Raw genomic sequence first — 12,169 nt, 5'->3', positions numbered from 1 at the left:
ATCTTGCGAGTCAGGCGACCCCGAGGGCGCGAAGGCCCGCCGTGGTTCCCGCGGCCAGGACCACGACCAGCACGAACGGCACCTTCAGCCACGCCGCCACCCCACCGACGAGGACGCCCGCGGGCCGGGCCCAGCCGGCGAACCCGCCGGCCTCCGTCAGCGCGGCGGTCGCGACCAGGGCGACCAGCAGGGCGGTCGCCCCGAGGTCGGTGAGCCGGGCGAGCCGCGCCGGGAGCGTGACCTTGTCGCGCAAGAGGATGCCGGCGAGCCGCACGAGGTAGGTGCCGGCAGCGAGGGCGAGGACGGCGGCCCAGGTCATCGCTCCACCTCCGTCCGGCCGGCGAGGACCAGGGCCAGGAGCGCGACCAGGACCGGCAACCCGGGCGGGAGGAAGGGCGTGGCGGCGAGCGCGACGACGGCCGCGCCGAGGCCGACCCGGCGGGCGTCGGGCGCCCGCAGCGAGGGCAGCAGGAGCGCGAGCAGGGCGGCCGGGAAGGCCGCGTCGACCCCGAACGACGCCGGGTCCGGCACCGCCGAGCCGGCCAGCAGGCCGACGACGGTCCCGGCGTTCCAGCCGAGGAACAACAGCGCCCCGCACGTCCGGTAGGCCGCCCGGGCGCGCGGGCCGCTCCCCCGTGCCCGGGCGAAGGCGACGTTCTCGTCGATCAGGATGTGGGCGCCGAGGAGCCGGGCCGGGAGCGTCCGGCCCGCGAGGTCGCCGATCGCCAGCCCGAACGGCAGGTGCCGCAGGTTCAGCAGCAGCCCGGCCGCCACCGCGGCGATCGGCGCCCCGCCCGCGGCGACCACCGCGACCGCGAGGAACTGCGAGCCGCCCGCGAAGACCAGCACCGACATGGCCACGGTCAGCACCGGCGGCACCCCGGCGGCCGCCGCCAGGGCGCCGAAGGACATCCCGACGACCGTGATCGCCGCCCCGAGCGCCAGGGCGTCCCGGAGGTCGCCGCGCTCCAGAGCCGTTCGCCGTGCCGAACACATGGCCGTTAGGATGAACACCGTCGTGGCGTTCGTCAAACCGGATAAGGAGACCGATGAACCGAACGGAGGGGACGCCGCTCGCGGCCATCGCCTCTGCGGTGCGGCGCGAGCGGACCCGGCGCGAGCTGTCGCTCGGCGAGCTCGCGCGGCGGGCGGGGATCGCCAAGTCGACCCTGTCGCAGCTCGAGGCGGGTGCGGGGAACCCGAGCGTCGAGACGCTGTGGGCGATCGCCGTGGTGCTCGACGTCCCGTTCTCCCGGCTGGTCGACCCGCCCGCGCGGACCGTGCGGGTGGTGCGGGCCGGGGAGGGCGTGGTGATCCCGAGCGAACACTCGCCCTTCACCGGCACCCTGCTCGCGGCCTGCCCGCCCGGGGCCCGCCGGGACCTGCACGTGATCACGGCCGAACCCGGCCCGGCCCGCACCGCGCACGCGCACATCCCCGGCACGACCGAGCACATGGTCGTCACGGCGGGGCGGTGGCTGGCGGGGCCGGAGGGCGAGGAGGTGGAGCTGGGCCTCGGGGACTACGCCTGCTTCCCCGGCGACCGCCCCCACGCCTACCAGGCCCTCGAACCCGGCACCGCCGCGGTGCTGGTGATGGAGTACGTGTAGCCGTCGGTACCGGAGCCGCACCGCAGCCCCCGCGAGTCGGGAGTTCCGGCACCGCGAGTCGCGAGTTCCGGCACCGCGAGTCGGGAGTTCCGGCACCGCGAGTCGACAGTTTCGGGCGGCCGAGTCGGCTCTCTCGGGAGGTGGGACACGACGAAGCGGCCGCCCGTCGGACGGCCGCTTCACCGGTGGGCCGTCAGCCCGCAAGGACCGCGTCCGGCACCAGCCCCCGCCTCGGGTCCGAGGTGTCGGTCGCCCCGGGATCGACGCCGGCCGGGCCGAGCAGGGCGTCCGGAGCGCCCTCGGTCAGCCGACCCTGCGGCGCCACCGCCTCGACGGCCTCCCCGGCCAGATCGACAGCACCCTCCGCGGCTGCGGTCGCGCGGTCCGCAACACCCTCGGCTGCGCGGACTCCGTTCGCGATCGGTGCGCGGGCGACGTCGGAGGCGCCCTCGACGGCCTCGCCGGCGGCGTCGTGCGCCAGGTCCTTCGCGTGCGCGACCTCGCCCCCGGCGGTCTCGGTGCCGCTGAGCGGGTATTGCTTGATCCAGTCGATCTGCATCTCGGACTGCGTGACATCGCCGCCGCCCTCCGGGAACCAGTCGAGCTGGACCGTGAGGTGCATCGGGCCGGGCGGGAGGATCGAGGTGTCGTCCGTGCGCCACCACTCCTTGCCGTCGACGAACGCGGCGATGTGCTCGGGGGTCCACTCGACCGCCCAGTTGTGCCACTGGGTGGCGTCGACGTCGACGCTCCCCTGGACCTGCTGGTTGTCCTCGCCGTAGTGCAGGAACATGTCCGTGGACTGGCGCTTCGAGTCCGACATCTCCATGAAGTCGACCTCGCCGCCGACGGGCCAGTTCTCCGCGTCGGGCCACAGCAGCAGCAGCGCGTGGTAGCTCGGGTCGGCGGCCGGCGCCTTCACCCGGCCCTCCCAGCGGCCGTACTGCTGGCCCTTGCCCCAGGCCATTCCCCCGGTCGTGCCGTCAGGGGTGCCGGTGACGGTGAGGACGCCGTCCTTGACCGAGAAGGCGTCGGGCGAGCGACGGCCGGCGCCGTTGTGGCCCGCGCCGTCGTAGGGCTCCCACTCGTCGCTCAGCGAGGTGCCGTCGAACTCGTCGACGCGGTTCGGCTCACCCCAGTTGTGCATCACCGCCGCGCTGGTGTCCGCACCCGCGTCGGGAGGGCACGGGGCGGGCGCCGGGTTCGGGACCAGACCGGCACTCGGGGCGCCCGCGCCCGGCGCAGTCGGGTTCGGAGCGGCCGGTGCGGTCGCGGATCCCGGCGCGGTGCCGGGAGCGGTCGGGGACGGAGCGGCCGGTGCGGTCGCGGATCCCTGCGCCGTGCCGGGAGCGGTCGCGGTGCCAGGAGCGGTCGCGGTGCCCGGAGCGGTCGCGGTGCCAGGAGCGGTCGCGGTGCCAGGAGCGGTCGCGGTATCGGGTGCGGACGCAGCGCCAGGAGCAGTCGCGGTGCCGGGAGTCGGCGCAGCGCCGGGGACAGTCGCCCCGGGCGCGGCCGGGTCCTGTGTTCCCTGACCGGGGCCCGCCGGAGGGGCGGTCACCACTCCCGCCCGGGCCGGGGACTGAGCTGCGGGTACGCCGCCCAGCGGCGCAATCGTGGCGCTCGAGGCAGCACCGTTCGCTCCATCAGGGTCGGCGGGAGCCGCCGGTGCGCCCTCGTCCGACGCCCCGCCGGAGTCGCCGTGCATCCCCGAGTCCGCCCCACCGGAGCCGTCCGCCCCACCGGAGCCGTCCGAACCACCGGAGTCATCCGAGCCACCCGAGCCCGAACCGCTGCCGGGACCGCCGTGGTCGTCGGAGTGCGAGTCACCCGAACCGGAGTCGCCAGCACCGGAGTCGGCGGAGTCGCCGTGATCGCCCGAGGCCTGCTCACCGGCGTCGCCGCGGTCCGAGCCGCCCGAACCATGGTCATCGCCCCGGCCCGAACCGTGGTCGTCGGACCCGTGGTCGTCGGATCCCTGACCAGCAGAACCGTGGTCGTCCGAGCCGCCGGATCCGTCCCCAGCACCTGACCCGGAGCCGCCGCCCGACCCGTCTTCACCGGAACCACTGGCGCCGGAGCCACTGCCCCCGGGCTGCTCCCCCGCGCCGCCCGGCCCCCCGGCCGCGCCCGAGCCGTCGCCACCCGTCTCCTGCGGCGCAGCGGCCATGCTCCCGCTCCCTGATCCCGCACCGGGGTCGGCGGGCCCGGCCGCCGCAGCCGGGGGTCTGCAGTCCGCCGCGGCCGGGGCCGGGGCCGTCGGCGCCGCGAACGCCGCCACCGAGCCCGCGATCATCGCCGTGGCGACGATGCCGCCGATGGTCACGTATCGCCTCATCCGACTCCTCCACCACTCAAATCCCAACTGTCACAGGGACCCTAGAACGCACACAGTCACCGAGTGCCGCTGGTTCACCACGTCGTGCGACGTGTGAACCGCACCGGGTGACACTGTGCCTAGGCGGAGGTTTGTACGATTCGCGGTTTCCGGTTCACGCAGAGCGACGAGCGGCAGCCATCGACGTCGGACGGAGATCTGCCGGCACGATCGGGTGACCGCGCCAGGTCAGCAGAACACCGGCGCGCAAGGACGGTCGACGCGACGACCACCCTCCGTGCCCGGACGCGGACGACCCCGAGAACGCCGAACGCCCCGCACGAGGCGGGGCGTCCGGAGAGGTGTCAGCTCACCAACCGCGCGCGGCGTAGCGCTGCTCGGCCGGCAGGTCCGGGATGTTGATCCCGACCATCGCCTCGCCCAGCCCGCGCGAGACCTTCGCGATCACGTCCGGGTCGTCGAAGAACGTGGTGGCCTTGACGATCGCCGCGGCGCGCTGCGCCGGGTCGCCGGACTTGAAGATGCCCGAGCCCACGAACACGCCCTCGGCGCCGAGCTGCATCATCATCGCCGCGTCGGCCGGGGTGGCGATGCCGCCCGCGGTGAACAGCGTGACCGGCAGCTTGCCGGCCTTCGCGATCTCGGCGACCAGCTGCACCGGCGCCCGCAGCTCCTTGGCCGCGATGAACAGCTCCGCCTCATCCAGGGTGCCGAGCCGGCGGATGTCCGCGCGGATCTGGCGCATGTGCCGGGTCGCCTCGACGACGTTGCCGGTGCCGGCCTCGCCCTTCGAGCGGATCATGGCCGCACCCTCGGAGATGCGGCGCAGCGCCTCGCCCAGGTTGGTCGCGCCGCACACGAACGGCACGGTGAACGCCCACTTGTCGATGTGGTGCGCCTCGTCGGCCGGGGTGAGCACCTCGGACTCGTCGACGTAGTCGACGCCGAGGGACTGCAGCACCTGCGCCTCGACGAAGTGCCCGATGCGCGCCTTGGCCATCACCGGGATCGAGACCGACTCGATGATCCCCTGGATCATGTCGGGATCGCTCATGCGCGCCACGCCGCCCTGCGCGCGGATGTCCGCCGGCACGCGCTCGAGCGCCATGACGGCGACGGCGCCGGCGTCCTCGGCGATCTTCGCCTGCTCCGGCGTGACGACGTCCATGATCACGCCGCCCTTGAGCATCTCGGCCATGCCGCGCTTGACGCGGGCCGTGCCGAGCTCGGTGCTGGCGGTGCCGGCGGCGGTGTCGGACTGGGCCTGCTCGGACGACACTTTCGGTGCTCCTTCTCGGTACGGTTCCCGGGACCCCGGGCATGCTGCCGCCGCTGGTCGGCGGCCCGTCCGTCGATGGTACGCGTCGCCCCGGGGCGGTCACGCCCGCAGGTGGCGCACCCCTCAACCGCCCGTCAGCCGACCGGGTCGGTGGGCCGCAGCACCGGCCGCACGACCGGCCGCACCGCGCCGGCCGGCCCCGCCGCCGACTCGGCGATCTCGAAGTACCCGGGCAGCGGCGCGGTGCCGTGCAGCCGCAACCACCGGACGAGCCGGCGCGACCGCAGATCGAGGGTGTCCCGCACTGCGTCGTTGTGCACCCGCCGGGCCAGGACGACGAGCCGCTCCGCGTCGGCCAGCTCGGAGCGCAGCGCCGGGTCGAGCCGCGCCCGGTCGACCGTGCCGAGGGCCCGGGACAGCGCGTTCTCGACGATCTCGCGCGCCTCGATGCCGTCCTCGCTGCGCCGGGGCAGGCCGCGGACGGTGCCGGCGCCGGCAGCGCGGGCGGCCTCGTCGAGCGCCGCCGGGACACTGCCGGGTCCGGCTCGCGGCGCGTCGAGCACCTCGGCGACCCGGACCGCCACCTCCGCCCGGCGGGCCAGCGACCGCTCGAGCCCGACGCGTGCCGCGTCGGTGCGCTGGTGCAGCCGGTCCAGCCGGCGGCTCCGTGCCACGCACAGCACCGTGACCGCCACGACGACGGCCACCACGACGACCAGGAGCAGCACCAGGGCCCAGCTCACGCCGCACCCCCCGGATAGGCCTCCCGGCCGGCGACGACCTGCCGCGGGTCCGCGGCGACCGCCGCCTGGTAGACCTGCAGCACCTGCGCCGCCACGACCGGCCAGTCGAAGTCGGCAGCCCGGACGCGGCCCGCCGCGGAGAGCTCCGCCCGACGACCGGGGTCCGCCAGCAGCTCACGCAGAGCCCCGGCGAGCGCCCCGGCGTCCCCGGTGGGCACCAGCACCCCGGCGGGATCGGGCTCGCCCAGCACCCGTCGGAACGACTCCAGATCGCTCGCGACGACGGGCGCTCCGGCGGCCATCGCCTCGGTGAGCACCATGCCGAAGCTCTCCCCGCCGAGGTTGGGCGCGCAGAAGACGTCGACCGAGCGCAGCGCGGCGGCCTTGGTGTCCTCGTCGACGGCCCCGAGCACGTCGAGCCGGTCGGCGACCGGCCCGGCCTCGCGTCGCAGGTCCGCCGGGTCCCCCCGCCCCACGACGAGCAGCCGCGCGTCGAGCGACCGGAGCGCCTCGAGCAGGACCGGCATGCCCTTGCGCGACTCGGTGAACCGTCCGACGAACCCCACGGTGGGCGTCCGGGGATAGCCCGGGAGCATCGGCGCGGCGGCGAACCGGGCGACGTCGACGCCGTTGGGGATCTCGATGGCGTCGCCGCCCAGGTGCTCGACCTGCACCCGCCGGGCCAGCGACGACACGGCGATCCGCGCGGTGACCTTCTCCATCAGCGGCCGCAGCACCCCGCCGAAGGCGTGCAGGGTGCGGGAGCGCTCGGTCGAGGTGTGGAAGGTGGCGACGATCGGGCCCTCGGCGGCGAGCAGGGCCAGCACGGAGATCGAGAACGTGGTGGGTTCGTGCAGGTGGAGGACGTCGAACGCGTTCTTCTCCAGCCAGCGCCGGGCCCGTGCGTAGGTCACCGGGCCGAACGTCACCCGCGCGACCGACCCGTTGTACGGGACGCCGAGCGCCTTGCCCGCGGAGGTGACGAAGTCCGGGACCGGGGTGTCCTCGTCGGCCGGTGCGAGGACCGAGACCGCGTGCCCCAGGTCGCGCAACGCCCGCGCCAGCTCGACGACGTGCGTCTGCACCCCGCCCGGTACGTCGAGCGAGTAGGGGCACACGATGCCGATCCTCACCGGCGGCTCCCCGGTGTCAGCTCCTGGAGCATGTGCCAGTCCTCGAGGTGCGCGGCGATGTGCTCCTCGAAGGCGCGCGCCAGCTCGAGGGTGGCCTTCGGCACCGCGGCACGGTCCGGGACCGCGATCGCCGGCGACACCGTGGCGCCCCAGCCGCCGGGCCGGAAGTAGGTCACTGCGGCGTGCAGCTGGGCCCCGGTCAGGGCGCAGAGCGAGGCCGGGCCCGACGGGAGCCGGATCGTGTCGCGGAAGAACGGCACGTCGATCCCGGTGCCGGCGAGGTCCCGGTCGGCGATCAGGCAGACCAGGCCCCCGGCCCGCAAGCGTCGGGTCAGCGCCAGGTGGGCGCGCCGCCCGTCGTCCTGCGCGACGATCTCGAAGCCGAGCGACTCCCGGTACTCCACGAACCGCCGGTACACCGACTCCGGCCGCAGCCGCTCGACGACGGTGGTCATCTCCGCCGGGAGCCCGTGCCGGCGCAGCTCCTCCATCACGTAGACGCCGGCGACGTCCCAGTTCCCCGCGTGCGGCAGCGCGAGGACGACCCCACGGCCCTCCTGCATGGCGGTGATCGCGGCGTCGAGGCCCGTGGCCGTCGAGTGCCGGGCGTGGATCGTGGCCGGGTCGAGCGCGGGGAGCCGGAAGGCCTCCCCCCAGTAGCGGGCGTAGCTGCGCAGCGCCGCGCGGACGAGCCGGTCCAGCTCCGCCTCCGACGCCGCGGGCCGCACCCGGCGCAGGTTGCCGCGCAGCCGCTCGACGCCCGCGCCCCCGCGCCGCCAGGCCAGGTCGGCGCCCGCGCGGAACCCGGCCTCGGAGAGGGGAGCCGGCACGTGCCGCAGCAGCCGCCAGGCCGCGGTGTACCCGAGCTCCGCGAGGGTCACGAGGGAGGCTCCTGCGACTCCGCCGACAGGGCCTGTGCGCTGCGGTACACCAGCACGATCCGCTGCCCGACGGTCCAGACCGACGCCGCGGCGAGCCCCCACAGCAGCACGTGCAAGGCGTAGGGCACGCCGATGCCCTGCAGGAAGATCCCGACCAGCACGACGATCAGCCGCTCGGCCCGCTCGACCAGCCCGCCGTCGGCGTTCAGCCCGGCGCCCCCGGCCCGCGCCTTGACGTACGAGATCAGCTGCGCCGAGACCAGGCAGATCATCGCCGCGATCCCGAGCACCCGCTCCTCACCGATACCGAGGCACCACCAGGTGACCCCGGCGAACAGCGCGCCGTCGGCGACCCGGTCGCAGGTGGAGTCGAGGACCGCGCCGAACGGGGTGCCCCTTCCCCGGGCCCGGGCCATCGCGCCGTCGACCAGGTCGAGCAGCACGAACAGTGTGATCACGAAGGGGGCGACGATCAGCTCGCCGCGCGGCAGGAACCACAGGGCGGCCGCGGACGCACCGACCGTGCCGACGACCGTGACGACGTCCGGCGTGATCCCGCGCCCGACCAGCGCGCGGCCGATCGGGTCGGTGACCCGGTTGACGTGGACTCGGGCGACGACGTTCAGCATCGGGTGGGGCCGACTCCTGCCGGTCTCGTGCGGCGCGCCGCCGCGGTCGGCGGTGCGGATGACCAGCCTAGTCCCGCGGCCGGTCACTCCCCGTGTCGGGCTCGCGGGCGCCGTCCGTGCCCACCGTGTCGCCCGTGGGTTCCCAGTCCGGCTCCCAGGCCCCGGCGAGCAGGTCGCGGGTCTCGGACAACAGCTGCGGGATCACCTTCGTCTGCCCGACGACGGCGATGAAGTTCGCGTCGCCGCCCCACCGGGGCACGACGTGCTGGTGGAGGTGCTCGGCCAGCGAGCCGCCCGCGACCGTGCCCAGGTTGAGCCCGGTGTTGAACGCGTGCGGCGCCGCGACCTTCTTCATCGCCCGGATCGCCCGCTGGGTGAACAGCGTGAGCTCGGCGGACTCGGCGGCCGTGAGGTCCTCGAGGTCGGCGACGTGCCGGTACGGGAGCACCATCAGGTGCCCCGGGTTGTACGGGTGCAGGTTGAGCAGCGCGAACACGCTCCGTCCCCGCGCCACGACGAGGCCCTCGGCGTCGGGCAGGGACGGGATCCGGCAGAACGGACACCCGCCCTCGCCGGCCTCCTTGATGTAGGCCAGCCGGTGCGGGGTCCACAGCCTGCGGAACCCGTCCGGCGTGCCGACCCCCTCGATGCCCTCGATCTCCGGGGCTTCCCGCTCGGGCTCGGACACGCCGTCGATCCTAGTCACGCGCCCGCCCCCGGCCCGTGGCGACACCGGTCACGGGGTGAAGGTCTCTGCGGTCGGGCTGACGTTGGAGCGGCTCGCGATCCAGCTCGTGACGGCCTCGACCGCCTGCGCCACCGGCACGCCGTTGGTCTGCGAGCCGTCGCGGAAGCGGAAGCTCACCGCACCGGCCTCGACGTCCCGCGCGCCCGCGAGCAGCAGGAACGGCACCTTCTGCAGGGTGTGCGTGCGGATCTTCTTCTGCATCCGGTCGTCGCCCGCGTCGAGCTCGACCCGCACACCCTTGGCCCGCAGCTGCGCCACGACCTCCTCCACGGCCGGGACCTGCTCGTCCGTGACCGGGATCGCCACGACCTGGGTCGGGGCCAGCCACGCCGGGAAGGCGCCCGCATAGTGCTCCAGCAGCACGCCGAAGAACCGCTCGATCGAACCGAACAGCGCGCGGTGGATCATGACCGGGCGCTTGCGGGAGCCGTCCGACGCCGTGTACTCGAGGTCGAAGCGGTCCGGCAGCATCAGGTCCACCTGGATGGTGGACATCTGCCAGCTCCGGCCGATGGCGTCCTTCGTCTGGACGCTGATCTTCGGGGCGTAGAACGCGGCGCCGCCCGGGTCGTCGACGAGCGTGAGGCCGGTGTCCTCGGCGACCTTGCGCAGCACGTCGGTGGCGCGCTCCCAGTCCTCGTCGCTGCCGATCGACTTGTCCGGGTTGCGGGTGGAGAGCTCGAGATAGAAGTCGTCGAGGCCGTAGTCGCGCAGCAGGCCCAGCACGAAGTCGAGCAGGGAGGCGATCTCGCCCTCCATCTGCTCCTCGGTGCAGTAGATGTGCGCGTCGTCCTGGGTGAAGCCGCGGGCGCGGGTCAGGCCGTGCACCACGCCGGACTTCTCGTACCGGTACACCGTCCCGAACTCGAACAGCCGCAGCGGCAGCTCGCGGTAGCTGCGCCCCCGCGCGTCGAAGATCAGGTTGTGCATGGGGCAGTTCATCGGCTTCAGGTAGTAGTCCTGGCCGGGCTTGCGGACCGTCCCGTCGGCGTTGAGCTCCTCGTCGAGGATCATGCCGGGGTACATGCCCTCCTCGTACCACTCGAGGTGTCCCGAGGTGCGGAACAGCTGCCCCTTGGTGATGTGCGGGGTGTTGACGAACTCGTACCCCGCCTCCTCGTGCCGGCGCCGGGAGTAGTCCTCCAGCTCCTTGCGGATCACGCCGCCCTTGGGGTGGAAGACCGCGAGGCCCGAGCCGATCTGGTCCGGGAACGAGAACAGGTCCAGCTCGGCGCCCAGCCGGCGGTGGTCGCGGCGCTCGGCCTCGGCGACGCGCTCCAGGTGGGCGTCGAGCGCCTCCTGCGACTCCCACGCGGTGCCGTAGATGCGCTGGAGCTGCGGGTTCTTCTCGCTGCCCCGCCAGTACGCCGCGGCGGACCGGGTGAGGGTGAACGCCGGGATGTACTTCGTGGTGGGCAGGTGCGGACCGCGGCAGAGGTCGGACCAGACGGTCTCGCCGGTGTGGGCGTGGACGTTGTCGTAGATGGTCAGCTCGCCGGTGGCGTCGACCTCCATGACCTCGTCGTCCGCCTCGGTGCCGGTGCCCTTGAGGTCGATCAGCTCGAGCTTGTACGGCTCGTCGGCCAGCTCCTTGCGGGCCGCGTCGAGCGAGTCGAAGCGGCGGCGGGAGAAGCGCTGCCCGGACTTGACGATCTTCTTCATCGTCGACTCGAGCTTCTTCAGGTCCTCCGGCGTGAAGGGCTTCTCCACGTCGAAGTCGTAGTAGAAGCCGTCCGTGATCGGCGGGCCGATGCCGAGCTTGGCCTCCGGGTACAGCTGCTGGACCGCCTGCGCGAGCACGTGCGCCGCGGAGTGCCGGATCACGCTGCGGCCCTCGTCGGAGTCCGCGGTGACCGGGACGACCTCGGCATCGGCCTCCGGGGCCCAGGCCAGGTCGCGGAGGGTGCCCTCGGCGTCCTTCACGACGACGACCGCCTGCGGCCCGCTGGTCGGCAGGCCCCCCTCGCGGACGCGGGCCCCGGCCGTCGTCCCGGCCGGCACCAGGATCGGCGCGGACGCGGGCGGGGCGGGTACAGCGGACACGAGGTGCCTCCAGGAGAGCCGTGCGGGTTGGTGACTCGATGCTAGAGGTCGGGTCCGACAGGTTTCCCGCTGGCACCCGGCCCCGCGGGACGTCGCCGGGCCGCTGCTCAGGAGCGGTGCGGCAGCCCGACGTGCGTGTGCGACTCCTCCGGCCCGGCCACGACCCGGCGGAGCGGGGGCGGGCTGCCGGGGGTGACCGGGCTGAACCAGTCCACGGCGCTCAGGCCGGGACGGTCCGCGAGGCCGGCGAGCTCGGGCGCGTCGGTCCCGACCGCGTCGGACGTGCTCCGGCCGGCCTCGCTGCGGTCCGACGTGCTCCGGTCCGTTCCACCGGGGGCGGACTCGCCCCGGTCCGTCTCGTTCCGGGCCGTCGGCGGGGTTGCGGCGGGCTCGTCGCTCCGGTCGGGACCGCCGCCGGTGGGATCAGTGGGGACGGGACGGTCCCCGGCACCGGACGGGCCGCGGGTGACCGGGACACCGTGGCCCCGGGGTGCCGCGCCGGAGCTCGCCGGCACGAGCCGGGCCAGGTCGACGGCGGTGACGGGAGCCGGGAACCGGCCGTCCGACGGGCGCGGGCCCGACCCGGCGGGCGAGGTACCCGGCGCGGCGGGCCGTGCGCCGTTCGGGCCGACGGTCCCCGCGCCGGGGCGACCGTGGGCGGTGAGCAAAGCCCCGCTCGGGCCCGGGGTGCTGGCCGCGCCGACGGGAACGGGACCGACGCGGGCCGGACCGGCGGGAACCGGTCCGGCGGGCGCGCCCGCCGGGCGG

Annotated in this window: 11 protein-coding genes and 1 pseudogene; 1 reads left to right on the top strand and 11 read right to left on the bottom strand. The window is 74.6% G+C overall.

Going from position 1 to position 12,169, the window contains the following annotated elements; translation table 11 throughout:
- Positions 1-10: 10 nt before the first annotated feature.
- Both PKE99_RS21760 and PKE99_RS21755 read right to left on the bottom strand, forming a co-directional pair.
- A complete protein-coding gene (locus PKE99_RS21760) occupies positions 11-319 on the bottom strand; it encodes an AzlD domain-containing protein (protein ID WP_037044280.1) in 309 nt (102 codons plus the stop codon).
- The gene (locus PKE99_RS21755) at positions 316-996 is read right to left on the bottom strand and encodes an AzlC family ABC transporter permease (RefSeq protein WP_037044278.1); all 681 of its coding nucleotides are present in this window, start codon (positions 994-996) and stop codon (positions 316-318) included. The genes PKE99_RS21760 and PKE99_RS21755 overlap by 4 nt, the downstream gene beginning before the upstream one ends.
- Before the next feature lie 53 nt (positions 997-1,049).
- Here PKE99_RS21755 and PKE99_RS21750 point away from each other — a divergent pair, with 53 nt between their 5' ends.
- Positions 1,050-1,610 carry a helix-turn-helix domain-containing protein gene (locus PKE99_RS21750; RefSeq protein WP_037044276.1) on the top strand — a complete coding sequence of 187 codons (561 nt, stop codon included), beginning with the start codon at positions 1,050-1,052 and terminating at the stop codon, positions 1,608-1,610.
- Positions 1,611-1,803: 193 nt separating this feature from the next.
- Here PKE99_RS21750 and PKE99_RS21745 read toward each other — a convergent pair whose 3' ends face one another.
- The 9 genes and pseudogenes from PKE99_RS21745 to PKE99_RS21705 form a co-directional block, all read right to left on the bottom strand.
- Positions 1,804-2,757: a glycoside hydrolase family 16 protein gene (locus PKE99_RS21745; protein ID WP_156067446.1), complete on the bottom strand. Its 954-nt coding sequence runs from the start codon at positions 2,755-2,757 to the stop codon at positions 1,804-1,806.
- Positions 2,758-4,294: 1,537 nt separating this feature from the next.
- Positions 4,295-5,224 carry a pyridoxal 5'-phosphate synthase lyase subunit PdxS gene (gene pdxS / locus PKE99_RS21740; protein WP_037044273.1) on the bottom strand — a complete coding sequence of 310 codons (930 nt, stop codon included), beginning with the start codon at positions 5,222-5,224 and terminating at the stop codon, positions 4,295-4,297.
- 134 nt (positions 5,225-5,358) lie between these two features.
- Positions 5,359-5,967 carry a hypothetical protein gene (locus tag PKE99_RS21735; RefSeq protein ID WP_051737229.1) on the bottom strand — a complete coding sequence of 203 codons (609 nt, stop codon included), beginning with the start codon at positions 5,965-5,967 and terminating at the stop codon, positions 5,359-5,361.
- Positions 5,964-7,100 carry a glycosyltransferase family 4 protein gene (locus PKE99_RS21730; protein WP_037044270.1) on the bottom strand — a complete coding sequence of 379 codons (1,137 nt, stop codon included), beginning with the start codon at positions 7,098-7,100 and terminating at the stop codon, positions 5,964-5,966. The genes PKE99_RS21735 and PKE99_RS21730 overlap by 4 nt, the downstream gene beginning before the upstream one ends.
- Positions 7,097-7,981: a phosphatidylinositol mannoside acyltransferase gene (locus PKE99_RS21725; RefSeq protein WP_037044268.1), complete on the bottom strand. Its 885-nt coding sequence runs from the start codon at positions 7,979-7,981 to the stop codon at positions 7,097-7,099. Before PKE99_RS21725 ends, PKE99_RS21730 begins: the two co-directional genes overlap by 4 nt.
- Positions 7,978-8,610 (bottom strand): phosphatidylinositol phosphate synthase, encoded by a 633-nt coding sequence (gene pgsA / locus PKE99_RS21720; RefSeq protein WP_037044553.1) that lies wholly within the window; start codon positions 8,608-8,610, stop codon positions 7,978-7,980. The genes PKE99_RS21725 and pgsA overlap by 4 nt, the downstream gene beginning before the upstream one ends.
- A 67-nt stretch (positions 8,611-8,677) precedes the next feature.
- Positions 8,678-9,298, bottom strand: a complete 621-nt coding sequence (locus PKE99_RS21715) for an HIT family protein (protein ID WP_081924026.1) — start codon at positions 9,296-9,298, stop codon at positions 8,678-8,680.
- Positions 9,299-9,346: 48 nt separating this feature from the next.
- On the bottom strand, positions 9,347-11,401 hold the full coding sequence (thrS, locus tag PKE99_RS21710; RefSeq protein WP_037044266.1) for a threonine--tRNA ligase: 2,055 nt from the start codon (positions 11,399-11,401) through the stop codon (positions 9,347-9,349).
- A gap of 107 nt (positions 11,402-11,508) precedes the next feature.
- Positions 11,509-12,169: pseudogene (locus PKE99_RS21705) on the bottom strand (hypothetical protein); the annotation flags it as partial.

Source organism: Pseudonocardia halophobica (assembly GCF_027922425.1).
Classification (GTDB): domain Bacteria; phylum Actinomycetota; class Actinomycetes; order Mycobacteriales; family Pseudonocardiaceae; genus Pseudonocardia; species Pseudonocardia halophobica.
The sequence above is the reverse complement of the archived record's forward strand: the minus strand, read 5'-3'. Positions and strand labels throughout refer to the sequence as shown.

Bases quoted from the DNA above. Each gene is read 5' to 3' on its own strand.
- PKE99_RS21745 (WP_156067446.1), bottom strand. From the start codon at position 2,757: ATGCACAACTGGGGTGAGCCGAACCGCGTCGACGAGTTCGACGGCACC.
- pgsA (WP_037044553.1), bottom strand. From the start codon at position 8,610: ATGCTGAACGTCGTCGCCCGAGTCCACGTCAACCGGGTCACCGACCCG.
- PKE99_RS21750 (WP_037044276.1), top strand. From the start codon at position 1,050: ATGAACCGAACGGAGGGGACGCCGCTCGCGGCCATCGCCTCTGCGGTG.
- PKE99_RS21760 (WP_037044280.1), bottom strand. From the start codon at position 319: ATGACCTGGGCCGCCGTCCTCGCCCTCGCTGCCGGCACCTACCTCGTG.
- PKE99_RS21755 (WP_037044278.1), bottom strand. From the start codon at position 996: ATGTGTTCGGCACGGCGAACGGCTCTGGAGCGCGGCGACCTCCGGGAC.